The sequence below is a fragment of the Microcoleus sp. M2_D5 genome, assembly GCF_036701935.1.
Taxonomy (GTDB): Bacteria; Cyanobacteriota; Cyanobacteriia; order Cyanobacteriales; family Microcoleaceae; genus Microcoleus.
In genome coordinates this window covers 1-23389 of the sequence record NZ_JAUBRP010000018.1, presented here as the reverse complement: position 1 = coordinate 23389, position 23389 = coordinate 1, and the positions used below count along the sequence as shown (strand labels likewise).

Here is a 23389-nt window from a genome sequence, read left to right as displayed (position 1 = left end):
TGACAGTCTCATCCGGTAAAGGTGTTGTAGTTGTGCCGTTACGAGTCAAAGCGTACAAAATTAAAATGCAGGCAAAGTCAGATTTGTATGTGTTTTATTACTATTGTTAAATATCAAAAAAGCCGATGAAAGTAACCCAGGAAAAACTTCCAGCTAGCCAAATTGGTCTGGAAATCGAAGTACCGTCAGAAAAGTCAAAACAAGCTTACGAGCAAGTAATTAAACAATTTGCTCGCGAGGTGAATATTCCTGGGTTCCGCAAAGGCAAAGTTCCCCGTCAAGTTTTGCTGCAGCGCCTAGGCCAGGGTCGTTTGAAGGCGACGGCTTTGGAAAATTTGATTAATGATTCCCTGCAAAAAGCCCTCGAACAAGAAAAAATTGCCGCAATTGGCAGTTTTGAACTTCGCACCGAGTTTGAAGAATTACTAGAGAAGTTCGATCCAGAACAGCCTCTGATTTTTTCGGCGAAGGTTGACGTACAACCCGAAGTGAAAATGGGTCAGTACACAGGTTTGCAGCTTCAAGCAGAAGAAGCTAAGTATGATGAGGCTCAGGTAGATGAGGTACTGGCAAAATATCGATCGGACAAAGCTGCTTTAATCCCCGTAGAAGGCCGGCCGGCTCAGTTGGGAGACACGGCTTTGGTTGATTTCTCCGGTAGATTTGCCGAAGCCCCTGAAGGCGAAACTCCCGCAGAAATTCCCGGCGGTCAAGCAGAAGACTTCCAAGTAGAATTGTCGGAAAATCAGTTTGTACCGGGCTTTATCCAAGGCATGATCGGGATGAATCCGGGAGAAACTCGAGAAGTTTCCGTGCAGTTCCCAGATGAGTATAGCAGTGAAGAACTAGCAGGAAAACCGGCAGTCTTTACGATTACCCTCAAAGAACTTAAGGAAAAAGAATTGCCGGAGTTGGACGACGACTTCGCCCAAGAAGTCAGCGAGTTTGAAACTTTAGCAGAACTGCGCGAATCGCTCGAAACTCGGTTTAAAGCAGACCAAGAAAACAAGACATCAGCTAATAAGGAAAAAGCTATATCAGCAGCCCTCGCGCAGCTAATAGAAGTGGAAATTCCCGAAACAATGCTCGATCGCGAAATCGATTATTTGTTGAATCAACAAGCCCTCCAATTGAAAAATTACGGCATAGATATCAACCAACTGTTTACCGAAGAAAATATGGGGCCGATGCGGGAACGCTCGCGCCCGGAAGCAATCGAGCGCCTCAAGCAGAATTTAGCTCTGGCAGAAGTAGCCAAGCTGGAATCCTTATCTGTTGAACCAGCAGAAGTAAAAGCAGAAGTAGCAAAAATCAGAAAGCAGTTTCCCAAAGGAGATTTTGACCCCCAAAGGTTGCAGGAATTTGTAGCAGAAGACTTGCTCAAACAAAAAACCCTGAAATGGTTGGAAGAAAAAGGAACAATCGAACTCGTACCTGAAGGCTCACTGACTCCGGCAGCAGAATCGGAAGAATCGGACGCTGAAGATTCAGCAGAAGCAGCCACGAGCGTTGAAGTGGAAGTCGTAGGCGAAGAATAGGGCGCAGAATCAAAGTAGTAGGGACACCGCACGCCAGCCCTTCTTCGTGTCAACTTAACGTCAAACCCAGTCAGAGACGGCTATTTGATTGTTAAAGCCAGATCCCCCCTTAGCTTGCCCCCTACTCCCCCTTAAGAAGGGGGGACAAGAAGCCTCTTTAAGTCAACCCCTACTCCCCTTCTTAAGGGGGATTTAGGGGGATCTAGACTTAGCGTAAAACCGAGATTTATCAAGGGTTTTAGCCTGGTTGTTGACACTAATGGGGTCTTGGAATGTCCCTAGGGCGGGGATCGGGGGTATCTGAAGTGCGATCGAATTTTACGTTTAATGTCGAGCTAGTGTTGAATTTGGGTTAAATAGTCACAAGATTTTTGCTCGACTATACCCAATGCCCAATGCCCCATTCCCCATTCCCCATTCCCCATTCCCCCGATATCCGTTCAGAAGAGGCATAATAGTTAAAAGCTGGCGGCTTAATTTAAAGCTTTCATCAGCAGCAGCAAATTGTCTAGAATCCTTGACTGGTGTCTTATGGTTGTATCTCAATCTTCCAATTACCTAATTACAAGCTATAACGATTTTGATGTCAGTTCCAGCCCCAGCAATGTAGTGCCGATGGTACTAGAACAGTCGGGGATGGGCGAGCGGGCTTTTGACATTTACTCGCGCTTGCTGCGGGAGCGAATTGTGTTTTTAGGAACTCCCGTAACCGACGAAGTTGCTGACTCAATAGTGGCTCAGCTATTGTATCTAGATGCCGAAGACCCAGAAAAAGATGTCCAAATGTACATAAATTCCCCCGGCGGCTCGGTGACGGCCGGCATGGCAATTTATGACACAATGCAGCAAATCCGCCCGGATGTGGTGACGATTTGTTACGGTTTGGCAGCGAGTATGGGCGCATTTCTGTTGACAGCAGGAGCTCACGGTAAGCGGATGTCTCTTCCGAGTTCCCGGATTATGATTCACCAGCCGCTTGGAGGCGCTCAAGGTCAAGCAGTTGATATTGAGATTCAAGCCAAAGAAATCCTTTATCATAAGCGTAAGCTGAATCAACTGCTAGCGCACCACACAGGTCAACCGATCGACAAATTAGAGGCGGATACAGAGCGCGACTTTTTTATGTCAGCCGAGGAAGCCAAAAATTACGGTTTGGTCGATCGAGTTATCGAAAAGGAAAACCTTCCGACGGCGGGAGAGAATGTCACTGCACTGAATTAAGAGGCTGTTATGTCTAAGTACGACTCCCATCTAAAATGTTCGTTTTGTGGCAAGTCTCAAGAGCAAGTACGCAAGTTGATCGCAGGCCCAGGGGTGTATATCTGCGACGAATGCGTTGACTTGTGCAATGAAATTTTAGATGAGGAGTTGTTTGATTCGAGTGCAGTACCCCCAGCGGCGGTGCCTCCGAAGCAGGAAACGACGCAAAAGCGCCGCGCTACATCGGGCAAAAGTATGTCGCTGAGCCAAATTCCCAAGCCGAGGGAAATTAAAAATTATCTCGACGAAAATGCGATCGGGCAAAATGACGCGAAAAAGGTGCTCTCGGTGGCAGTTTACAACCACTACAAGCGCTTGAGCTTTATCCATGCCAAAAATAGCGGCAAGCACCCGCCGGAAGAAGTAGAACTGCAAAAATCGAATATTTTGTTAATCGGGCCGACGGGCTGCGGAAAAACTCTGCTGGCTCAGACTTTGGCGGATATGCTAGACGTGCCGTTTGCGGTGGCTGACGCGACGACGCTGACGGAAGCGGGCTATGTCGGGGAAGATGTGGAAAATATTTTGCTGCGGCTGCTGCAAGTGGCAGATATGGATGTGGAAGAGGCGCAGCGCGGAATTATTTATATTGATGAAATTGACAAAATAGCCCGCAAGAGCGAAAATCCTTCGATTACGCGGGATGTGTCGGGTGAAGGGGTGCAGCAGGCGCTGCTGAAAATGCTGGAGGGGACGATCGCCAATGTACCTCCCCAAGGCGGCCGCAAGCATCCCTACCAAGACTGCATCCAAATTGACACTAGCAATATCATGTTTATCTGCGGCGGTGCTTTTGTCGGTCTGGAAAAAGTGATAGAGCAGAGAACGGGTAAAAAGTCAATGGGTTTTATTCAGCCCGGAGAAGCTGTGCCGAAAGAAAAGCGGGCTGCTGACGTACTCAAGCAACTGGAACCGGATGATTTGGTGAAGTTTGGGATGATTCCTGAGTTTATCGGGCGGGTGCCGGTGGCGGCGGTGTTAGAGCCGCTGGATGAGGAAACGCTGATGGCGATTTTGACTGAGCCTCGCAATGCTTTGGTTAAGCAGTATCAAAAGCTGCTGAAGATGGATAATGTGCAGTTGGACTTTAAGCCGGAGGCGATTCGGGCGATCGCCCAGGAAGCATACCGCCGCAAAACTGGAGCGCGGGCGCTGCGGGGAATTGTCGAAGAGTTGATGTTGGATGTGATGTACGAGTTGCCGTCGCGCAAGGATGTTGCCCGATGTACGATTACTAAGGAAATGGTCGAGAAGCGATCGACGGCTGAGTTGTTGGTACTTCCGTCTTCTTTACCCAAGCCAGAGTCAGCTTAAAATTAGATATTCACAATCACTAGGTGACTCTAATTCAACCTAAAACTTTTAGGGTATTAAGAAACCTGGAAGGGCGGCCGCTCTTAGCAGCGCCCCTACTACAAAAACCGGGTTTCTCCGTTGTTTTTTAGCGATCGACTTACCAATCTATAAAATCATCCTCACCTAACTCAGAAGATAACTCGGAAAAATCCGGTTCAGATTCCAATCTAAAAGTTTCCGACTCCCAAATCTCCAAGTCATCCGACAAATCCACTTCTTGCCCGTCAAACATATCAGCCCATTGCCTAGCCATATTCGCGACATCTCGCGCGTCATCACGCACCGCTACAGCCTGAGCGTTAAAGTCTGTTTGAGAGTCTGTAGAACCGTTTGTGGGCGATCGCGATTCGGAAATAGCCGGCACATTAACGGCGGTATTTTCAGTCGCAGGCGGGTGTTTTTGTTCTTCTCTACCCTTCCCCAAAAAATCATCTGCAATCTCAGAACCCGCCGAGTTCTGCACCTGTTGGCCCGCACCATCCGCAGGATGAGAATTCCTGGGATTTTCGCCACCACGTCCGTTAGAAGTAGGCAAATCCTTGGCGCGGAAACTATTAGTTTCAGCGGGATTTGTCAAGCCCACCTTTACTGTTACTCGACGGTTAAAAATTTGCAAAAAAGCTTCTGCAATATTAGCTACTTTGTCTTTAACCATATTGAGCAACGGCTGCGAACTAATCTTAACATAAGCAGTATCATTGCTAAAAATTACTAGCTGTCCGTGTTGGCGAAGCAGCGATTGAGTTCCATGCGGCCGCACGCGGTCAAGTACCTGTTCCCACACTCGATTTAAATCGATTTCATCGCCTGAATTAGTCGGTGAATAATTTGTTTGATTCGTTTCAGCAGTTGGTACAGGTGCGGGAATTGCAGCAGGAGGTGTGCTTTCTATTCGATTAGCCACAGGTGGCGACTGCGGCGGAGGATTTTGAGGTTTGGCAGCCGAAGGTTGTTCAATATTAGATGTCTGACTTCCTCCCGATTGTAGGGGCGGTGCCCCCGTGCCCGCCCTTGGCTGGGGGGGGTGATTTTGTGGTGGTTGAGCAACATTTTTAGTTGGTTCGGCTGTTGGTTGTGGCTGAGTTCTAATTGCTGAGGGCAACAATCCCAACAGCGTTACTTCCAGCCACAAACGCGGCTGAGTGGTGTTTTTAATTTGCACTTCGTGGGTTTGCAAATGTTTCTGACCTGCCAAAATCAATTCGGCATCCCAATTCCTGGCAAAATTCCCCAATTTTTCCCAAGTTGCAGATGTTAAAGCTACTAAATCTGACCGTTTCGGTGCAGCTTTAGCTATTAGCAAATCTCGGTAAAAGCTGGCGAGGCTCTGCAGCACGATTAGGGGTTCCCGACCGCGATCCATGAGATGGCGGGTCATGTCTATTAGTGCTGTAGCATTATCTTTATCAATAGCTTGCAGCAAATCCATTAAGTCATTTTCGGGAACTGCGCCGACTAAATCCCAAACTTTTTCAACTGTTACTTGACCGGGGAATAAGCTCAGTTGGTCTAGCAAACTTTCGGCATCCCGCAGACCTCCTTGGGCGATTTGAGCAACCATTTGTACTGCATCGCTGGCAATATTGATATTTTCTAATTGGGCAATTTTGTGCAAGTGAGCAATCATTGCTTCCAGGGGTATGCGGCGGAAGTCGAACTTTTGGCAGCGAGAAATAATAGTTGGCAATACTCTTTGCGGGTCGGTTGTTGCGAGGACGAATACAACGCGATCTGGCGGTTCTTCTAAGGTTTTTAATAAGGCATTAAATGCCTGGGTACTGAGCATATGAACTTCGTCGATTACATATACTTTATAGCGGCACTGTACGGGCGAAAATTGAGCTCGTTCGATCAAATCCCGAATGTTATCTACTCCGGTGTTGCTGGCGGCGTCGATTTCGATGACATCTAGTGTGGAACCTCGGGCAATTTCTCGGCAAACGTTGCATTTGCCGCAGGGTGTGGGGGTGGGGGCAACCGTAGAAATACAGTTGAGGGATTTGGCGAAAATTCTGGCACTAGAGGTTTTACCGGTGCCTCTGGGGCCGGTGAATAGATATGCTGGTGCTATGCGCTCTTGTAGGATGGCGCTGGTGAGGGTTTGGGCGATCGCCTCTTGACCGACTAATTCGGCAAATGTCTGAGGGCGATATTTGTGATGCAGGGGTTCGTAGGTCACGATCGAATATTGGTGGTATTAGCTGTAATCTTAGCTAAGGAGACGTTGTTCGATCGCACACAGCTCGACTTTCACAGGAAGCCACTTGGTGGGCTGGCACGGCGGCAGCCATCGAACAGCAGCCACGAGCACCCTCCCAACGTCTGCGCCTCGATCGTCCGGGCGATCGGCTGTTCTCCGTGATGTTTTCCGCTGCTCGCTCCCAGAGTTACTATTAATTTATGTGTATTTCTTTTTATTTTTCTCGAAACGGAGACCGCGCAACAAACATTTTTTTTAGCTGTATTGGTATAATATATTACAGACAATTCACCATTTCTATTGGCCAGTACCAGCGCACGATTTTCCGATATTTTGGAAACCTGCTTGCAGTTAAAGATAAAGTATTAATTAGAGGGTGCGTGTTCCAGTTGCAGAAATCCAGTTGTACCAAGATGATGGTGGAATGATGTCAATGTTGGTCGATCCAGTTACACTACCAGCTCTACTCTGGAGTCCTGTATAAATATAGCGTCAAATTTTACCCTTTAAAAGCCCATGTCAACCCAAATAATCCTTGTAGAACCAAGGTTGGCAGTAGCCTCTCCCAAACCTAAACAGGCTAAACCCGGAGATCCGTCCTCAGACCAACTCTTCATGGGAGCGTCGGGATTACTGTTGTTATTGCTGATCGGTTTAGCGGTGTTTACCAAGCTAAAACTCGACGATTTGAGCAAAAAGCTCAAGTTTGAGGAGTTTAGAAATAGAGAACTCCAGAAAAAATACAAAATGGCTCTGGAAACCATGTCAAAGATGGAAAAGAATCCCGACCTTATCCACTCGCGAGACTTTAATTTAGACTACCTGAGAATGCGAATGGCGGAAGAAGTCTTTCACTTTGCCATTGTGAATCAGATTAAGGTAAAAGTCAAAGAGAAAATTAGTATTGCCCTGCGTCCGACTCAGGCTGCAGTGGGAGATAAAAACGGGAATGCCGGCAGCGGCAGGCAAGTGGATTCGATGTTTGATATCGAATACGAAACTGGCGATCCGGCGGTAAAAATAGAAAAACGAGTGCTGTTTCGGATTCAAATTAAGCTGATGAAACTGCCGACTCAGGCTACATCAGCGACAATTAATCAAATTATTGACTGTTTGGAAACTTATCTGAGTCCTTCAGACGACCACGACAGTTGGCAGCCGACAATTCAAGGTCGCATCGTTCATATTGAGTGGGATCAAAAAGCCAAGCCGACGCCGATGTTGGTGCTGGAACAGTCGAATGAAGGGGTGAATGTTACCTTTAGGACTACGAGAACACCTGCAGGCAGACCTACAAATGCCAATGAGAGCCAATTAGTAGGAGCTAAGGGTCAAAAGAGTGGCAAAAGTAGTTCTAAAACTCCAGCCAAAGGTGCAACAAAAAGTCCTGCCAAGGTAGGAGGAAAGCGTCCCGGTTCTAGGAAATAAGTTGAGATTGATTAATATTATTTTCCCGGAATAACGCCGACTGCTGCCGTTGTGGATGTGTCTTGTGCGAGGTAGCCGTCTTCCATGTGAATAATGCGATCGGCTATGTCTAAAATGCGGTTGTCATGGGTAACAAGCAAGATGGTGCTGTGCTGTTCTTTGGCCAAACCTCGCATGATTTCTACAACATCTCGACCTGATTTACTGTCTAGGGCTGCTGTGGGTTCGTCTGCTAATACTAATTTCGGCTGGCTGACTAATGCGCGGGCGATCGCAACTCTTTGTTTTTGGCCGCCCGAAAGACTGCTTGGGTAATAATCTATTCTGTCTCCCAACCCCACAGCTTCCAGAATCCCTTCTATTTTATCATTAGTTTCTTTGTTAGAAAGATGGTTGTGTAGGTCGAGGGACATTTGCACATTTTGCCTAGCACTCAAGCATTTCAGCAAATTATGAGCTTGGAAAATATAACCGATGTCGCGACGGACTTGTACTAATTTATTTTTCGGCGTTCCCCGCAATTCTTGGTCGAGAATTTTCAGACTACCTTCTTGGATAGATCGCAAAGCTCCAATCAAGGTTAACAATGTTGTTTTACCCGACCCCGAAGGCCCCGTCATTAGCACGATTTCGCCCGGATAAATTTCGAGGTTGATGTCAAATAAGGTCTGTTTGCGAAGTTGTCCTTCCCCGAAGGAATGATTGAGATTTTTAATTGAGACAACTGGTACATTGTTCATGGTAATGGCTAGATTTAACAAGATCGAACTAATGCCATATATAGCAACAGCCCAGGCTCATATGCGATCGGGATCGATTCCCTGCGATCGCAAATAAGTCGCCAATCGCTCTTTTTGTTCTCGTTCAGCGTCGGCCAGTTCTCGTTCAGCGTCGGCCCGTTGGCGTTCAGCGTCGGCCCGTTGGCCTTCCTGTTCGGCGCGCAGGCGCTCCAGCCTAGCTCGCTCGCTCCCTGTCAACAACAAATTCCCCTGGTTATCCCACCAGCGCAACCACTGCTGTGTCTGATTTTGATAGCTACCCGACCATACACCCAACTCTACTCCCATCAGGTCGATCGGATAATGTCCGCGATCGTTCGGTTCCAAGCGCCGATACCGAGTATTCACACAGTTGTAGACTTCTAATTCACTGGTTTGGATCTTGTAGATTGCGTAGTAGGGAATCCTGATAATCCGCTCGTATACCCAAAATTTTCCCGGTTTCTGGTTTCCGCCAGATGGTAAAGCAGATAAGGGAGTGCTGTCGAGTTCTTCAGAACCATCACCGCTAGCAAATTCGATCGCAATTGTTGGCGCAATATATTCGCGCCACAGCACGTAGGAACGGCGGTATTGTCCGTCCAATTGGGGCGGGACATTGGGGACGTAGAACCAGTCAGGGGCTTCGGCGCCGCGTTCGGGAGGTTCGGTTTCGCGCCAGTAGATACCGCAATCTTGCCCGATGGCATATTGTCCGTCAGGATGAAGGGTTTGCAGTGTAATTTCCAGGGAGTCTGTGAGCAGGATACTCTGGGGATGTTCTTGAAAGTTTTTCACAAACGTGCCGTCAGATTCTGGTAGTTGCGTGTGGTCGGGAAAGGCGGGAGGCAACGCTGTGGGGTTGAAGCTTTTGGTCATAGCGTAGAACCGAGGGAGAGCGGGATCGAGACGAATACTCTCCTACAGCATAGCGTTCGATCGGCACAGCTATCCAATTGTTTATAACTTCCGATTAAACTTGAGTTTGAGATTTTAGATTTATTTTCTTCTTCCATCCATCCGTTATATCCGTTACTTGCATCCGGGACCAAACTTCCTTTTTGCTCGATTAAAAAATATCTGCCGGGTCAGCCGCCTGCAACTTCCTAACTGCGATCGCCCCCGATACAAAACACATAATCGTTGTCATGACAAACACAGTTACAACTTTCCCCAAAGTCATGTACATCGGCAAACTCGTAGCAGTTCTCGCTAAATTGTACAGCACCACAGAAATCCCAAGTCCGGGCAAATAGCCCAGGATTGCCAAAATTAAAGCCTCTTGAAAAACCACACTCAAAAAGTAACTGTCTTTATATCCCATCGCCTTCAAAGTAGCGTACTCTGGCAAATGGTCGGTAACATCAGTATAGAGAATTTGATATACAATCACGATGCCGACAATAAACCCCATAGCCGCGCCGAGAGTGAAAATAAATCCGATAGCCGTGCTTTCCTCCCAATATTTTCTCTCAAAAGCTACAAACTCTTCTTTAGAAGCAATAGTCACGTCTTGTGGTAAAGTTGCCCTCATTTTTTCAATAACCGCCTTGACATCAGTTCCCGGCTGCAAGTGAACAATTCCGACATCAATTAAGCCTCTAGTTCTTCTACTGTGAAAAATCCGCAGAAAGTTCAAATCGCTGGTAATAATATTGCCATCAGCACCGAAAGATGCTCCTAGAGTAAATAACCCCTCTACAGTAACGCGGCGGTTGTCTATTTCAGTTTCCACAGGCTTTCCCTGGTTGAAATAGTCTGCTACTGGCCCAAACTCCGGGCGGGAAGCTCGATCGAATAAAACGACATCTGAAATTTTGATTTTGTCCAAATTATCCCTAACTTCCGGCAGCTCAAAGATGGGACGATTGGGGTCAAAACCGATTATCATCAGTTGGCGGGTATTGTTTTTGTCTGGTGCGGGATTTTTCCACAAACCAAAGCCTAGATATACCGGGCTGATTCCGGTAACGCCATTAAAACTTAAAGCTTGATACAAACGCCGTTGGGGAAAGCTTTTCATGGCTATTAAAGCCGTTGACTGGGTGCTGGTGATAAAAATATCCCCTTTTAATTGCGAGTGAAAGCTGATGGAACTTTCAAACAGCGCATCTCTAAATCCAAACTGGATAAACATCAGCAAGTCGGCAAATCCAATGCCGGCTAGCGCGATGACTAAGCGCATTTTTTCGCGAGTTAACTGTGCCCAAGCTAGCGGTATTTTGGCCATAATAGTCAATTTTAGATTTGGGATTTGGGAGTGAATAATTTTAGGACTTAAGCACGGCTGTAGAGAAACCGGGTTTTTTGCCATTATATTTGATTCAACCCCTTAATCTCAGTAAAAAACCCGGTTTCTTGAGTCCCCCTGCGTAAGTTTTGTCAAGGTAAAATTTAGATATCTATTTTGACTTCAACCTGTAAGTTTGTTAGGGTTGCAACTTTTTTGCTCGATTCCGGATCGAGGCGAATTCTAACTTCGATAACTCTTGCGTCGGTGTCGGCGGCGGGGTCCGTATTGAGGACATCTTTTTTACCGATTTGTTTGCCGATGCGAGCGACTGTCCCTTCTAAAGTGCCTGCAAAAACGGGGCTGGTGACTGCTGCGCGCTGGCCGTTTCGCACTTTGGCGATGTCGGTTTCATAAACTTCTGCTACGGCGTACATTTGATCGGTGCCGCCTAGTTCTACGATGCCGTCTTGAGTGTTGACACGTTCTCCTTGTCGGCTGTGAACTTTGAGAATGTAGCCGGATACGGGTGCTTTGATGTAACTTAAGTTTAAGTCTACTTGAGCTTTTTGTTTGGCGGCGATCGCACTTTCTACGGCGGCTTCGGCTGCTTGCACGTCTTCGGGACGGACTTCGGCAATTTGGTCGAGATTTGCTTTGGCTTGATTTATTTCTTCTTGGCCAGTTTCTGCTTTTTGTTTGAGTATTGCTTCGGCTTGATTGATTTGTTCTCGTCCTGTTTCTATCTTTTGATTTAAGGTGGCTCTGGCTTGGTTAATTTCCTGCCTACCTGTTTCTAACTTGCGTTTGAGATTGGCTCGCGATTGATTGATTTCCTGCTGGCCTGTTTCTACTGTTTGTTTGATGGTTGCTTTTGTTTCGACTATTTGCTCTTGCAGGGTTTGCACAGTTTTTTCTAATACAGCTTGAGCTTCTTTGACACTCTGGCGAGCCGTCTCTACTGCTAAGCGTTTGGTGTCGTATGCAGAAGCAGAAATTGCGCCTGTTTCGGAGAGTTCTTTGTTGCGTTGTTCCTCGGCTTCGGCGTTGGTTAATTCGGCTTTTAGCCGATCGACTGTAGCATTTTGAGAGGCAATTTCGCCCCGCAATTGAGCTTCTAACCTAGCCAATTTGGCTTGCTGCACCTCTGTTTCTCTTTCTAGTTGTGCCTCTAATTTGGCAAAATTAGCTTGTTCGGCTTCGGTTTCTCTTTGCAGCGCGGCCTCGAATTTGGCGACGTTAGCTTGTTCGGCTTCGGTTTCTCTTCGCAGTTGAGCTTCTAATCGGGCAACATTGGCTGCTTCGCCTTCGGTTTCCCTTTGCACTTGTGCTTCAAACTTGGCAACTTCTGCTTTCCCGGCGCCGACAACGCCGGTTTTTGCGCCTGCTTGAATTTTGGCTAATTCTGCTTGTTTGACTTTGACTTCTTTGTCGGCTTGTTGGAGGATTGCTTGGAGCCGATCGCGCGTATCGAGAACTGCTATGATTTGTCCTTGACTGACTCGATCGCCCTCTTCCACCTGCAACTGTTCAATTCTTGCTCCCTCCGACGCCGAAGGGGCCGACAATTTGATAACTTCCCCCTGCGGGGTCAACCTACCCAAAGCGGTAATGCTGGTGCGGGTGGAGGCGGGAGTTGCAGCCGCCGTTGCAGCCGCCGCCTTTAACTCTTCGGCTTTTCTAATTTGAGATACTTGCCAAAAACCGACTCCTGTGGTAATGACAGTGGCGGCGATCGCTAAACCGATGACTCCTCGCCCTGGGGGTTTTAAAAATGATTTATCCTTAACCCGTGATTCCTTTACCATTACTTATAAAGTAGGTGATTTCCTGATTAAGTTTTTTCCACCCACTATGAAGTATTGTAAACCAATTTCAGCTATTTAGGGATATCAAAAAGCACCTCGGTCATGTAATGTTCTGCCCAATCTTGACCGAAAGCTTTTTCGAGTACGCGGCGGGTTTTGTCGTTTTGCTGCTGCTGGGTGCAGTAGTAAATTTGAGCGTCTAGAATTTTCGATCCTTCTGCGGCAGAGACTGGTTCGCAAGCGACTGCCTGTTGGCAGTGAATTTCAACGTAGGATTGAACAATATCCAGAAACCGAGTTTCTTCTTCGAGAGACTCTGGCCGCACAAACAGACAAAATTCTGAGAAAATATCCCCCCATTCGGGAATTTGGCGGGGACAAGAAAATTGGTCTATCTGCAAACTTTCCAGTTGGGTTCGGTAGGTTTCCGACAAAGTTCGATCGGGATTGAGGGGAGAAAGGTCTGCGATCGCGGCGCTAACTTGGCCTTTGCCTGCTACTATATCCGTACCGAACATCGGCAAAGCATAATTCGGTCTGGGAAACATCACGCAGTGCAGTATGTCAAGTACCGGCCCGACTTTAGCGAGTTCGAGGTGTATTTTGCGGAACTGGGGCGTTTGATAGCAGCGGTTTTCAATGATCAGTTTTTCTCCTTCCAAGCGCCCTTCTACGTATCCCAACTCAGCGGGCAGGTGGTAGGGTTCGAGGTCGAGATAGCGGTGCCATACTGCTTCCATCCGGTCTGCTAAATCGCGGATGAGATGGTGCTGTTGTTCGCGCAGAGAAGGCTGGGATATTTCTAACATTCCTATTTATCGGGGGATAGCTTAATAAAACTTGATTCTACTCTTGCAGGATGCAGGAAAAAACGTAGATACTTTAACAATATCAGTAGATTGACTTACGATCGAGCAAGTTTTACAGGAGATGAGTGTATGTTTGGTCTGGGATTGCCCGAAATGGGCATTATTGCGGTAGTCGCTATTCTAATTTTCGGCCCCAAGAAGATTCCTGAGTTAGGAAATGCTTTGGGTAAAACGCTGCGGAGTTTTAAGGAAGGGGTTGGTCAATCTGAGGATGAAGCTGTTGAGAAGGATAAAGAGGAAGAGGGTCAGCCGAAAGTGTAAATTAGGTTTGTAGTGAGGATTTTAGTCCTCATTTTTAAGGGTTCAAGCGCTCACTACGAACCTATTCGGGAAATTTGCCTTCTCTAACTTCAAGGGAATAATCTTTCACAGCTTGGGTAATTGTTTCTCGCAAATTCGCGTAAGCTTTCGCAAAAGGCGGCTGTTTTTCAGAAAGTCCCAGCAAATCGGAAGTAACTAAAACTTGACCGTCGCAGTGCGGCCCTGCGCCGATACCAATGGTGGGAATAGTTAATTTTTGGGTAATTTGAGCGGCTAAGTCTGCGGGAATGTGTTCTAAGACGATCGCAAAGGCACCGGCTTCTTGAAGCGCGATCGACTCTGCTATGATGCGATCGGCAGCTTCAACAGTTTTTCCTTGTTTTTTGTAGCCGAGTTGGTGTACCGACTGCGGAGTTAAACCGACGTGTCCCATCACTGGAATTCCGGCGGATGTTAGCTGCGAAACTGTGGCGGCCATTGCTGGATATCCACCTTCTAATTTTACAGCTTGAGCGCCGGTTTCTTTCAAAACTCTCCCCGCCGATTGCATGGCTTGCTGGGGACTTTCTTGATAGGTTAAAAACGGCAAATCGACAACAATTAATGCTTGTTTAACACCGCGACGCACTGCTTTAGCGTGGTGCAGCATTTCATCGAGGGTTAGTGGCAGTGTTGTCTCGTAGCCCAATATGGGCATTGCCAGAGAATCGCCGACTAGGATGATATCTACGCCTGCTCGATCGATGAGTTGGGCGATCGCATAATCATAAGCTGTCAGCGCGACAATTGGTCGCTGTTGTTGTTTCCACTGAATTAATTGATGAGTAGTGACTGACATTTTAGTGCAAAAATATAATATTATTTCTGGGTATTACTAATGATATCAAATCCGGTTGATTCGTCCTTGTATAATTTGCGCTGTACAATTTGCGCGACGTAGGGACGGGTTTTACCAACCATCTATGCTTAAAACTAAGTATATAGTAAACCCGCCCCCCTCATGCTGAAAGACAATGGACAGTGTATTTATGGCAAAAACCCTAGGAATTTTCTACCCGAATATAACTTGGGCTTCCCTCTGCTGGCAAAACAATCAACCGCTGATTTTTCAAGTCCTGTTCTCAACCCAAATCTTCTAGGGTAATTAAGCCGAGTAAAGGTTCTTCTCCTGCGGGAATTTCTACACAATCATACCTGCCTTATCGTCCAGCTACGGCAAGACCAACATTTTTGAACAGACGAAATTTTCTAGATCCTATTGCAGTATTTCCTTGGATTTCACCAACTCGACTCAAACCCAACTGACTGATAATATCTTGCTGGGTTTGCAGAGTCGAGTTGCGCCTGTATCGACTAAGACGTTATCGAGGGTAATAGAGCGTATTTGCTTTGCGGGGATGAACCCTCTTTCTGCTATAATTTCATCGATGTGATTGGTGACGGTTATTGTTGCGGTGACTCTGCCCATTTTTTTATCCTTTTGTTTTGCTAGAGAATGTTTTCGTTGTCTTTCGACTAAATGATCTACAATCGAGGTTGCCTATTGTACATTTTAACAATATTTGTAACTGAGAGCGCTGTTGTTATTTATTGTTGAAATTGGATTGACCTATATGGCAAATTAATAGCAAAAATGCTCTCTAATTATTGAGTCGCGAAGCTTCTGCCATTCTTGTTTAGAAACATCTGCACGAGTTTTGTCACCCGATGGATCGCGGATATCCCAAATTGTATCTGCAATCCGATCGAGCGATCGCCCGTGAGAACGATAATCGAAGTCCCAGAAAGCATCACCGACGCAATCTCCTTGTGTAGTAATCATTTCTCGATCGACTGTATTACGAATAGCATTCCATTCGCGGATGTAGGCAGAAGAATCGTCCGATCGCAATTTTCGACCTCCCAATTGAGGATTCACTCTATAAAAAAACCAATCCGTCAGCCTATCCACAGCTTGAGTTCGTGATTCATAATCGCGCGCTGTAGCACAGTCTAGATTGGAACCACCGAGTACAAGGGATATAGCTAACGCACACACCCCTAAAAACTTCGATTTTGACTTAATTGAAAGTGATTTAGTTAGCACAATTAAACCCAATAAAAATTATCAATATCCCAGATATAGCTGGTAATAAATCTTTTATTTCCATCCATCTTTAGAACAAGAAATTCCTCCTGTTTTAGGTGCGAGAGTAGATAAACACCAATAAATTTTACCGTCAAACACAACGCCTTTTGTGATATATTGTAACTCAGATAGAGGTTGCCACGGTCGGTCGATATTAGACTCATCATAATATCGATATTGTTTTCCCTTGACCTCTAAACCCTGAGCCGAACCTCCCAACCAATAACGACCTTCTTGAATTATGTTTGATGACGAGTTTTGTTGATTGCTATCTGTCTTTTTCTCAATCCACCAATTCCTCACAAAACGTTTTGTATTTTCAGAACCTCTTGTTGTAGCGACTATAACTAGCAGTTCTCCTTGTTGATTGATAAACTCAAAACGACAAGGCCCCTCTCCTGTACCCGAACAATCCTTAATCTCTTTATATCCCAAATCAAATAGCTCTTTAACCGAACGATCTCTGAGGTTGGGTTGACTTTGTAAGCTTGGCTGCCACCCTTGTTTAATCAGGATTTGACGCGCCTCTTTGTATGGCATACCTTGTTGAAGAGGGATTTTTTTTGGGGCATTTACAGAAGTTTCAAGGCTGACTCGAACTTTTTTATTTAAAGCCTCGATTGTTGAATTTTCTGGTGGATTATTCAGGTAACTTTTTTTACTTGTTGTATCGATGTTTGCACTATTTATGCTGGGAACTTGTTGCTGTGTGGCAGCATCCGCCAAACTTGTATATCCAATAGAGATTAGTCCCATCAAGGCTGCAATAATTCTGGTTGTAACAAGAGTGCGATCGCATATCCAATTTTTCATACTCATCGGTTTAAAACCTTTCTTTTTACAGAGTTGTGTAGAGACGACATCTACTCTAGGAGTTATCTTCGATAAATGCTGCGGTGTAAGGCGATCGAGTTTCAGAGTCCACAATTGGAAATATACATTTCGCGTCGAATTGCTGACCATTCACTAATGCCGATCCGATCGCTTTTGGGAATTTGCTGTCCGGTGCGTTGAGGATGGCGGCTGTAAAAAATTGTATCTGCAAGTAAATCGTAGGTTTGCTCGTAGGTTTCGCCGTTAATTGTCGTGAATTCCCATCCTGTCTCTTCTGGGGCTGGCCTAAAACAGACTTCTTGTACCGACTTGACTCGCGGATCGATCGCTGCGCGCAATCTCCGCCATTGATTGCTGTATTCGCGATCGCCCGCATGGAGTTTGCGATTGTTTAACTGAGGATTAACCCTGTAGAACAAGAAATCGGTCAATCGATCGACGGCTTGTTCTCGCGATTCGGCTTTGGCTAGATTGGGGCTGCTGAGCACAAGGGCGATCGCCACAGCACCAACCATTGAAAATCTTGAGACAGACTTAATTGATAACGACTTGATTAGCATAGTGATTTAATGTTAATTTCTACCGCCATCCCAACCACCTAAGCACGGGAACAACTAAATAATGACTGACTCCCAAGCAAAGCCCGATCGCACTTCCCAACAAACCAAAAAACACAATTGAACCCCAAACTTGCAGCCAGCCGAAGGTAACGTTAGACAGTGACAAAATCCCAAAGAAACTCCCCGGAAAAATGTTCCACGCATTCAGAAACAGAAACATTCCCGTAGAGAAAACAGCCACCACCAAAGCGTGCACCAATTGGTGACTCCGCAAACCCATTCCCACAGTCATAGAGGCGATCGCAAAAGCTCCCAAAATAACCCCCTGCACGCCACTAGAAGCTGTTGCTTCCATCCAGCACAAACCCGCCAACAAATAACCCTGAGCTCCCATCAATCCAGACAGCCAATACTGTTTTTGCTGGCGAAAACTCCCCGCATCCGTCAAACCGATCGCAGTTCCCAATCCCGCAAACCCAAACAGCAGCACTTCCGGCCCGACAGCGAAAGTCATATTAGGAATTAATTGCTGCAAACCTTCATTCAGAAAACTGGCGATTTCCGGGCCAATAGGCGAAGCATAACCCAAAACCAAACCGCCGATCGCCCCGGCACTTCCACCAACAGCACCCAGCACCATTTCCCAGCCCGTATCCAGAGAAGCTACCACGATTTGGGCGATCGCGCCGAACAGCGCAACAGTCAAACTTCCCGTTTTTTGCGCCCCCGCCACCACTACTTGCCGGCAGAATTCTACAATAGCTTGACCCATTGGGGCGATGGCAATTTTGCCCTTACTCCTAGCATAAATCTCCTGCAAGCGCGCCCGAAGATCGCCAGCAGTCGCCGGACGCTGCTGCACGTTCGATCGCACCATATCGTCTAACAAATTCGCAAAAGCCGGACTCACAGATACAATGTGGCGCCACCGCAACTCCCCCGTCATCGGATCTTCAATTTGGGCCGGATACTTCCCCGTCAGCAAATGAATGCAAGTCCGCCCCAGCGCATAAAAATCCGTCGCCGGCACCACACCGCCTCCCGCAATTTGTTCCGGCGGACTGTATCCGGGCGAAATCAACCGCGTCGAACTCCGAGAATCTTTCCCCACGGATTCGACACCGCCCATTTGTTTAACTCCCCCAAAGTCGATCGCCACCAATTGCAGTCCGCCCAAACCCTTGCTCAGCAATACTTGGGGCGATTCCGGGTCTCGCAGCATCAAATTTGAGGGTTTAATGTCCCGGTGAATAATCTGACACCTGTGCAACTCCTCTAAAATTTCCACAGCTTGACTCAGCCAACTAAACACCCATTCCTGCGGACATCCTTGAGGGTGCTCGTCGAGAACCTCTTCTAAAGTTTTGCCGTGAATCTTTTCCATTACCAAACAAGGCAGCCGCTTCGCCGCAGGATTTCCCTCGCCGCCTGCAAAATTTTGGGTTTGGACGTGAAAATAACCGTCAGGCTCGACTCTAGGGACGCCGGGGTGCCGCAAAAGTGCCAAAACCCAAGCTTCTTGCTCGAACAGTTTCAGGGCTTTGGCGGAAGTTTCGAGCAACACTTTCAGGACGCGCTCGGTTTGAGTTTCTTTGTCCCAAACTGTGAAAATTGCTGCAAAACCCCCGGAACCGAGACTCTCTAGAGGCACGTAGCGATTTTTTAGCTGCAGCGGAGCCCCGCAACTATGACAAAAATTGTTGCCCCAAGTCTGAGGGTAGGGCCTTGGGCAATCTGGATTGATGCAGTGGACGGCTTTTGAAGGGGGGTGAGGCACAACCAGAGTAAAAATGGGGCTAAGTATCCATAGTAGACTTACGCGCAGCTAACACCGAAACCCGGTTTTCAGCGCGGTTAAATGGCTGTAACGACGGATTTGGTTTGAGAGCACAAGTCCTGTCCATATTATGTGCTATGCTGTCGATTTTTGAGTTGGCGGTCTCCGATTCACGGGATTTTAGATTTTAGATTGTAGATTTTGGGAGAGTTGGCGCGATCGCAGCAGCAACCTCAGAAACCGGGTTTCTTGCTATATTTCTCGTTTAGCACCAATTTTTCGTAGAAACCCGGTTTCTCGCCCACCCACGGGATTTTGGATTTTCGATTTTCGATTTTGGATTTTGGATTGTGCCAGAGTTGGCGCGATCGGGCTTTACAACCTCAGAAACCCGGTTTCTTGCTATATTTCTCGTTAATACACCCAAATTTTTCCCATCAACCCGGTTTCTTGGCCCCCCACGGGATTTTCAATTAAAGAATTGCATACTCGATTGCAGTTGAGCTCGATCTCCTACCCTAAAATTAAGTATTTATAACTAACTTTTCCTCCCCCCAACCTAAAATTTACCATCTCAAATTTAATCGATCTCCACCATAAAATTAAGTATTTATGACTAATCTTTCCTGTTTCCTCAATCTCAAATCCAAAATCTAAAATCCAAAATCTCTTCGATCCCCAGCCTTTCCTCCTGCATCCTTCGCCCCTGGAATTTCATAAGATATGTTACAAATATTTGCTTAATGTAAAGCAAAATAAATAATACTTATGATGATTAAAAGAATATTAAAATTTGAGAGTGACACTTTGTTGATATATTTTTAACAGCCTGCGATCGGGCAAAAAAATTAAGCGAATACTAGGAAGCGAGATATGGCTTACGCGCAAACCCAAACTCAATCAAAGGCTGGGTATAAAGCCGGAGTTCAAGACTATAAACTAACGTATTACACGCCGGACTACACGCCGAAAGATACAGATATTTTGGCTGCCTTCCGCGTCACACCGCAGCCGGGAGTTCCCCCAGAAGAAGCAGGCGCTGCTGTGGCTGCTGAATCTTCTACAGGTACATGGACGACTGTTTGGACTGACCTCCTGACCGACCTCGACCGCTACAAAGGTCGCTGCTACGACATCGAACCAGTTCCCGGTGAAGACAACCAATACATCTGCTTCATTGCTTATCCTTTGGATTTGTTTGAAGAAGGTTCCGTCACCAACTTGCTGACCTCTTTGGTGGGTAACGTGTTCGGTTTCAAAGCTCTGCGGGCTCTGCGTTTGGAAGACTTGCGGATTCCCATCGCTTACCTGAAAACCTTCCAAGGCCCTCCTCACGGTATTACCGTTGAGCGGGACAAATTGAACAAGTACGGCCGTCCTTTGCTGGGTTGTACAATTAAGCCCAAATTGGGTCTGTCTGCTAAGAACTACGGCCGTGCCGTTTACGAAGTTCTGCGCGGCGGTTTGGACTTCACCAAAGACGACGAAAACATCAACTCGCAACCGTTCATGCGCTGGCGCGATCGTTTCTTGTTCGTTCAAGAAGCTATTGAAAAAGCCCAAGCAGAAACCGGCGAAGTCAAGGGTCACTACCTCAACGTAACTGCCCCTACCTGCGAAGAAATGATGGAGCGGGCTGAGTTCGCTAAGGAAATCAAAACCCCCATCATCATGCACGACTACCTGACCGGTGGTTTCACTGCAAACACCACCTTGGCTAAATGGTGCCGCCGCAACGGTATTTTGCTGCACATTCACCGCGCCATGCACGCAGTTATCGACCGTCAGAAAAACCACGGTATCCACTTCCGCGTGCTTGCCAAGTGCTTGCGGATGTCCGGTGGAGACCACCTGCACTCCGGTACAGTTGTGGGCAAACTCGAAGGCGAAAAAGGCATCACGATGGGCTTCGTAGACTTGATGCGCGAAGACCACATCGAAGAAGACCGCAGCCGCGGTATTTACTTCACCCAAGATTGGGCCTCCATGCCTGGTGTCATGCCAGTTGCATCCGGTGGTATCCACATCTGGCACATGCCAGCCTTGGTTGAAATCTTCGGCGACGACTCCTGCTTGCAGTTCGGCGGCGGCACCTTGGGCCACCCTTGGGGTAACGCACCTGGTGCAACTGCTAACCGCGTTGCTTTGGAAGCTTGCGTCCAAGCTCGTAACGAAGGTCGCAACTTGATGCGCGAAGGCGGCGACGTAATTCGCGAAGCTTGCAAATGGTCTCCTGAACTCGCTGTTGCTTGCGAACTCTGGAAAGAAATCAAGTTTGAGTTCGAGGCAATGGATACCCTTTAAGGATTTTTGGTTTGAGATTTTAGGTTTTAGGTCGCAAACTTGCTGGGAAGTCTTTATCTTTGAAGAAGATTTACAAGTAAGTTTGCATCGAAAATCTAAAATCCAAAATCTAAAATTTGAGGGAGCTGGGGTCAAAATGGATCTCAAACAAGTTGCGAAAGACACCGCTAAGGTGCTGGCAAGTTACCTAACCTATCAATCGGTGCGGATGGTGGTCGCTCAGTTGAGCGAAACCAATCCTCCTCTGGCAATCTGGTTGAATGACTTTTCCACTAAGGGCAAAATCCAAGATGGAGAAGCTTATATTCAAGAGTTGCTTTTGGAAAATCAAGATTTAGGCTTTCGGATCATGACTGTGCGAGAGTATCTGGCTCACGATGTGACGGAATTTTTGCCAGAAATGGTTTGTACTGGCATTCAACAGGCGAATATGGAACACAGACGCCAGCATTTAGAGCGAACTACGCAACTTAATTGGTCTGTTTCTAGCAGTAATCCTGAAACATCAATAGATTCTGAACCGAATCTGGATAATTTGTCGAGTTAATCGATCGACAAGTGCGATCGAACACACACCTTAGAGATACAAAAAATGAAGACTTTACCTAAAGAGCGTCGTTACGAAACTCTGTCCTATTTGCCCCCGCTGACAGACGCCCAAATTGCCAAGCAACTCCAATACATCTTGGATCAAGGCTACATTCCCGGCGTAGAATTCAACGAAACCTCTGCCGCTGAAATGCGCTACTGGACTATGTGGAAGTTGCCTTTGTTTGGTGCTCGCAGCGTCCAAGAAATCATGACAGAAGTTCAAGCTTGCCGTCAAGAAAATCCTAGCTGCTACATCCGCGTCATGGGTTTTGACAACGTGAAGCAGTGCCAAGTGCTCAGCTTCATCGTCCACAAGCCGAACACCAGAGGCTACTAAAAAGTATTGGCTGGCTAATCTAACTTTTAGGTTAACAGTCATTGCAGATTGGAGGCGGGGAATTTTCTCTGCCTCTTTTTTTATAGCTTACAAATAGCTTTTAACACTTGCAGCAACAAAATTGAAGAGTCGGACTCCATCAGGTTTAGCAAAGGCATTAGGTGATAGGTTGGGTTATTGCCCCCCTGAATATTGACGAACTGATAGTGCATTCCGTTTGTTGTCAAGCCCCAGATTGTGTCTTGATATTTTAAATTTTGATAAGCATAGGTTAGTAATTGGGATAAACCCATCAATGCGTTGATTCCAGAATTTTTACTTTCAATCACCCAAACCCAAAAATATGTATCGCTTCTGATGGGTTTTATCCTGTTGACAGCTAAGATATCAAACCGTCCTTTAATGATAGTATCTTCATCTTCAATGCTAATTTCGGCGATGTCTTGTTCTAAACTAATTTTAATCGGGCGACGGTAGAAGCCAGCCAATCGCATTAAGGGAAAGGTAGTCAGAGCTTTTACCAACCCTTCAGAAACTCGATCCGTTGAAATGTAGTCATCGAAGTCATCCCTAATTTGTATAAGTTCCTGCTGTTCGTGTTCTGTGATATCTTCAAGGGATAGCAGAGATGTAAATGAGTTATTGTACTGCTTTTGAAAGCCGAACAGACGGTGTACTTCTGATAATGTTAGGTTTTTGGCATTAATAGTTGTTGTCATGTTTTGATATATATTTAAGTTTTAGCTATAATTTTAACATAGACATTGCGGTAGTCCGCTTGCACCATTCTTAGGAACAGGCAAGATGCCTGTTCCACGACATATCAAGTTTTTTGTGGGGTATGCCGGAGAGCCGGCCCATATTCTTAGGAACAGGCAAGATGCCTGTTCCACGACATATCAAATTTCTTGTGGGGTAGGCCGCATAGCCGGCCCATAAGCTGTTCTACATTTAAACTGTGTGTCAAAAATCCATAAAACTCTTGTGGGACGGGCTTCTAGCCTGTCCCGAATTTCCAATTTAAATGCTCCACAGCTTATTCTTAGGAACAGGCAAGATGCCTGTTCCACAACATACAGCACTTTCCAGGTAAGTGAAGTACAGAGAAACCGGGTTTCTTGAATAAAACCGGTTTCTGGCGATAAATCCA

23 protein-coding genes are annotated in these 23389 nt (G+C 46.5%); 9 read left to right on the top strand and 14 right to left on the bottom strand.

Going from position 1 to position 23389, the window contains the following annotated elements; translation table 11 throughout:
- The first annotated feature begins 125 nt into the window (after positions 1–125).
- The 3 genes from tig to clpX all read left to right on the top strand — a co-directional run bounded on the left by tig (position 126) and on the right by clpX (position 4112).
- Positions 126–1538, top strand: a complete 1413-nt coding sequence (gene tig / locus QUA50_RS10260) for a trigger factor (RefSeq protein WP_333265622.1) — start codon at positions 126–128, stop codon at positions 1536–1538.
- A 531-nt stretch (positions 1539–2069) separates the two neighbouring features.
- Positions 2070–2759: an ATP-dependent Clp endopeptidase proteolytic subunit ClpP gene (gene clpP / locus QUA50_RS10255; RefSeq protein ID WP_333045253.1), complete on the top strand. Its 690-nt coding sequence runs from the start codon at positions 2070–2072 to the stop codon at positions 2757–2759.
- Positions 2760–2768: 9 nt separating this feature from the next.
- Positions 2769–4112: an ATP-dependent protease ATP-binding subunit ClpX gene (gene clpX, locus QUA50_RS10250; protein WP_333265624.1), complete on the top strand. Its 1344-nt coding sequence runs from the start codon at positions 2769–2771 to the stop codon at positions 4110–4112.
- 139 nt (positions 4113–4251) lie between these two features.
- Here clpX and QUA50_RS10245 read toward each other — a convergent pair whose 3' ends face one another.
- Positions 4252–6333: a DNA polymerase III subunit gamma/tau gene (locus tag QUA50_RS10245; RefSeq protein WP_333265626.1), complete on the bottom strand. Its 2082-nt coding sequence runs from the start codon at positions 6331–6333 to the stop codon at positions 4252–4254.
- Between QUA50_RS10245 and QUA50_RS10240 the strand changes: the two genes are divergently transcribed.
- Positions 6313–6516, top strand: coding sequence for a hypothetical protein (locus QUA50_RS10240; RefSeq protein WP_333265628.1), 204 nt, complete (start codon positions 6313–6315; stop codon positions 6514–6516). The two genes, QUA50_RS10245 and QUA50_RS10240, sit on opposite strands and share 21 nt — an antisense overlap.
- 354 nt (positions 6517–6870) lie before the next feature.
- Positions 6871–7782, top strand: a complete 912-nt coding sequence (locus QUA50_RS10235; protein ID WP_333265629.1) for a hypothetical protein — start codon at positions 6871–6873, stop codon at positions 7780–7782.
- A 17-nt stretch (positions 7783–7799) separates the two neighbouring features.
- Here QUA50_RS10235 and QUA50_RS10230 read toward each other — a convergent pair whose 3' ends face one another.
- The 5 genes from QUA50_RS10230 to QUA50_RS10210 all read right to left on the bottom strand — a co-directional run bounded on the left by QUA50_RS10230 (position 7800) and on the right by QUA50_RS10210 (position 13387).
- Positions 7800–8522 (bottom strand): DevA family ABC transporter ATP-binding protein, encoded by a 723-nt coding sequence (locus QUA50_RS10230; RefSeq protein WP_333265631.1) that lies wholly within the window; start codon positions 8520–8522, stop codon positions 7800–7802.
- A gap of 57 nt (positions 8523–8579) precedes the next feature.
- Positions 8580–9419, bottom strand: coding sequence for a Uma2 family endonuclease (locus tag QUA50_RS10225; RefSeq protein ID WP_333265633.1), 840 nt, complete (start codon positions 9417–9419; stop codon positions 8580–8582).
- A gap of 190 nt (positions 9420–9609) precedes the next feature.
- Positions 9610–10770, bottom strand: a complete 1161-nt coding sequence (devC, locus tag QUA50_RS10220) for an ABC transporter permease DevC (RefSeq protein ID WP_333265635.1) — start codon at positions 10768–10770, stop codon at positions 9610–9612.
- Between the two features lie 164 nt (positions 10771–10934).
- The gene (locus tag QUA50_RS10215) at positions 10935–12578 is read right to left on the bottom strand and encodes an HlyD family efflux transporter periplasmic adaptor subunit (protein WP_333265637.1); all 1644 of its coding nucleotides are present in this window, start codon (positions 12576–12578) and stop codon (positions 10935–10937) included.
- Between the two features lie 71 nt (positions 12579–12649).
- Positions 12650–13387: a phycocyanobilin:ferredoxin oxidoreductase gene (locus QUA50_RS10210; RefSeq protein ID WP_333208240.1), complete on the bottom strand. Its 738-nt coding sequence runs from the start codon at positions 13385–13387 to the stop codon at positions 12650–12652.
- 90 nt (positions 13388–13477) lie between these two features.
- Here QUA50_RS10210 and tatA point away from each other — a divergent pair, with 90 nt between their 5' ends.
- A complete protein-coding gene (tatA, locus tag QUA50_RS10205; RefSeq protein ID WP_333271011.1) occupies positions 13478–13708 on the top strand; it encodes a twin-arginine translocase TatA/TatE family subunit in 231 nt (76 codons plus the stop codon).
- 61 nt (positions 13709–13769) lie between these two features.
- On the opposite strand, the gene panB is transcribed toward tatA, so the two are convergent.
- The 6 genes from panB to QUA50_RS10175 form a co-directional block, all read right to left on the bottom strand.
- Complete coding sequence (gene panB, locus QUA50_RS10200; protein ID WP_333265639.1) at positions 13770–14546, bottom strand: 3-methyl-2-oxobutanoate hydroxymethyltransferase; 777 nt, start codon at positions 14544–14546, stop codon at positions 13770–13772.
- A 453-nt stretch (positions 14547–14999) separates the two neighbouring features.
- Positions 15000–15176, bottom strand: coding sequence for a hypothetical protein (locus QUA50_RS10195; RefSeq protein WP_333298807.1), 177 nt, complete (start codon positions 15174–15176; stop codon positions 15000–15002).
- A gap of 153 nt (positions 15177–15329) precedes the next feature.
- Complete coding sequence (locus tag QUA50_RS10190) at positions 15330–15794, bottom strand: hypothetical protein (RefSeq protein ID WP_333265641.1); 465 nt, start codon at positions 15792–15794, stop codon at positions 15330–15332.
- A 54-nt stretch (positions 15795–15848) separates the two neighbouring features.
- Positions 15849–16655 carry a hypothetical protein gene (locus QUA50_RS10185; protein ID WP_333298805.1) on the bottom strand — a complete coding sequence of 269 codons (807 nt, stop codon included), beginning with the start codon at positions 16653–16655 and terminating at the stop codon, positions 15849–15851.
- Between the two features lie 95 nt (positions 16656–16750).
- On the bottom strand, positions 16751–17230 hold the full coding sequence (locus QUA50_RS10180; protein WP_333298803.1) for a hypothetical protein: 480 nt from the start codon (positions 17228–17230) through the stop codon (positions 16751–16753).
- A gap of 19 nt (positions 17231–17249) precedes the next feature.
- Positions 17250–19007, bottom strand: a complete 1758-nt coding sequence (locus QUA50_RS10175) for a serine/threonine-protein kinase (RefSeq protein WP_333265647.1) — start codon at positions 19005–19007, stop codon at positions 17250–17252.
- Positions 19008–19880: 873 nt separating this feature from the next.
- Between QUA50_RS10175 and QUA50_RS10170 the strand changes: the two genes are divergently transcribed.
- The 3 genes from QUA50_RS10170 to QUA50_RS10160 all read left to right on the top strand — a co-directional run bounded on the left by QUA50_RS10170 (position 19881) and on the right by QUA50_RS10160 (position 22239).
- The gene (locus QUA50_RS10170; protein ID WP_333045238.1) at positions 19881–21311 is read left to right on the top strand and encodes a form I ribulose bisphosphate carboxylase large subunit; all 1431 of its coding nucleotides are present in this window, start codon (positions 19881–19883) and stop codon (positions 21309–21311) included.
- Positions 21312–21447: 136 nt separating this feature from the next.
- Positions 21448–21858, top strand: coding sequence for a RuBisCO chaperone RbcX (gene rcbX, locus QUA50_RS10165; RefSeq protein ID WP_333054738.1), 411 nt, complete (start codon positions 21448–21450; stop codon positions 21856–21858).
- A 45-nt stretch (positions 21859–21903) separates the two neighbouring features.
- Positions 21904–22239, top strand: a complete 336-nt coding sequence (locus QUA50_RS10160; RefSeq protein WP_333054737.1) for a ribulose bisphosphate carboxylase small subunit — start codon at positions 21904–21906, stop codon at positions 22237–22239.
- An 80-nt stretch (positions 22240–22319) separates the two neighbouring features.
- Here QUA50_RS10160 and QUA50_RS10155 read toward each other — a convergent pair whose 3' ends face one another.
- Both QUA50_RS10155 and QUA50_RS10150 read right to left on the bottom strand, forming a co-directional pair.
- Positions 22320–22958, bottom strand: coding sequence for a restriction endonuclease subunit R (locus QUA50_RS10155; RefSeq protein ID WP_333265650.1), 639 nt, complete (start codon positions 22956–22958; stop codon positions 22320–22322).
- A 180-nt stretch (positions 22959–23138) separates the two neighbouring features.
- Positions 23139–23389, bottom strand: a 251-nt coding sequence (locus QUA50_RS10150; protein ID WP_333265651.1) for a hypothetical protein, incomplete at its 5' end; no start/stop codon positions are given.

Bases quoted from the DNA above. Each gene is read 5' to 3' on its own strand.
- tig (WP_333265622.1), top strand. From the start codon at position 126: ATGAAAGTAACCCAGGAAAAACTTCCAGCTAGCCAAATTGGTCTGGAA.
- clpP (WP_333045253.1), top strand. From the start codon at position 2,070: ATGGTTGTATCTCAATCTTCCAATTACCTAATTACAAGCTATAACGAT.
- clpX (WP_333265624.1), top strand. From the start codon at position 2,769: ATGTCTAAGTACGACTCCCATCTAAAATGTTCGTTTTGTGGCAAGTCT.
- QUA50_RS10240 (WP_333265628.1), top strand. From the start codon at position 6,313: ATGCAGGGGTTCGTAGGTCACGATCGAATATTGGTGGTATTAGCTGTA.
- QUA50_RS10235 (WP_333265629.1), top strand. From the start codon at position 6,871: ATGTCAACCCAAATAATCCTTGTAGAACCAAGGTTGGCAGTAGCCTCT.
- QUA50_RS10230 (WP_333265631.1), bottom strand. From the start codon at position 8,522: ATGAACAATGTACCAGTTGTCTCAATTAAAAATCTCAATCATTCCTTC.
- QUA50_RS10225 (WP_333265633.1), bottom strand. From the start codon at position 9,419: ATGACCAAAAGCTTCAACCCCACAGCGTTGCCTCCCGCCTTTCCCGAC.
- devC (WP_333265635.1), bottom strand. From the start codon at position 10,770: ATGGCCAAAATACCGCTAGCTTGGGCACAGTTAACTCGCGAAAAAATG.
- QUA50_RS10215 (WP_333265637.1), bottom strand. From the start codon at position 12,578: ATGGTAAAGGAATCACGGGTTAAGGATAAATCATTTTTAAAACCCCCA.
- QUA50_RS10210 (WP_333208240.1), bottom strand. From the start codon at position 13,387: ATGTTAGAAATATCCCAGCCTTCTCTGCGCGAACAACAGCACCATCTC.
- panB (WP_333265639.1), bottom strand. From the start codon at position 14,546: ATGTCAGTCACTACTCATCAATTAATTCAGTGGAAACAACAACAGCGA.
- QUA50_RS10195 (WP_333298807.1), bottom strand. From the start codon at position 15,176: ATGGGCAGAGTCACCGCAACAATAACCGTCACCAATCACATCGATGAA.
- QUA50_RS10185 (WP_333298805.1), bottom strand. From the start codon at position 16,655: ATGAGTATGAAAAATTGGATATGCGATCGCACTCTTGTTACAACCAGA.
- QUA50_RS10180 (WP_333298803.1), bottom strand. From the start codon at position 17,230: ATGCTAATCAAGTCGTTATCAATTAAGTCTGTCTCAAGATTTTCAATG.
- QUA50_RS10170 (WP_333045238.1), top strand. From the start codon at position 19,881: ATGGCTTACGCGCAAACCCAAACTCAATCAAAGGCTGGGTATAAAGCC.
- rcbX (WP_333054738.1), top strand. From the start codon at position 21,448: ATGGATCTCAAACAAGTTGCGAAAGACACCGCTAAGGTGCTGGCAAGT.
- QUA50_RS10160 (WP_333054737.1), top strand. From the start codon at position 21,904: ATGAAGACTTTACCTAAAGAGCGTCGTTACGAAACTCTGTCCTATTTG.
- QUA50_RS10155 (WP_333265650.1), bottom strand. From the start codon at position 22,958: ATGACAACAACTATTAATGCCAAAAACCTAACATTATCAGAAGTACAC.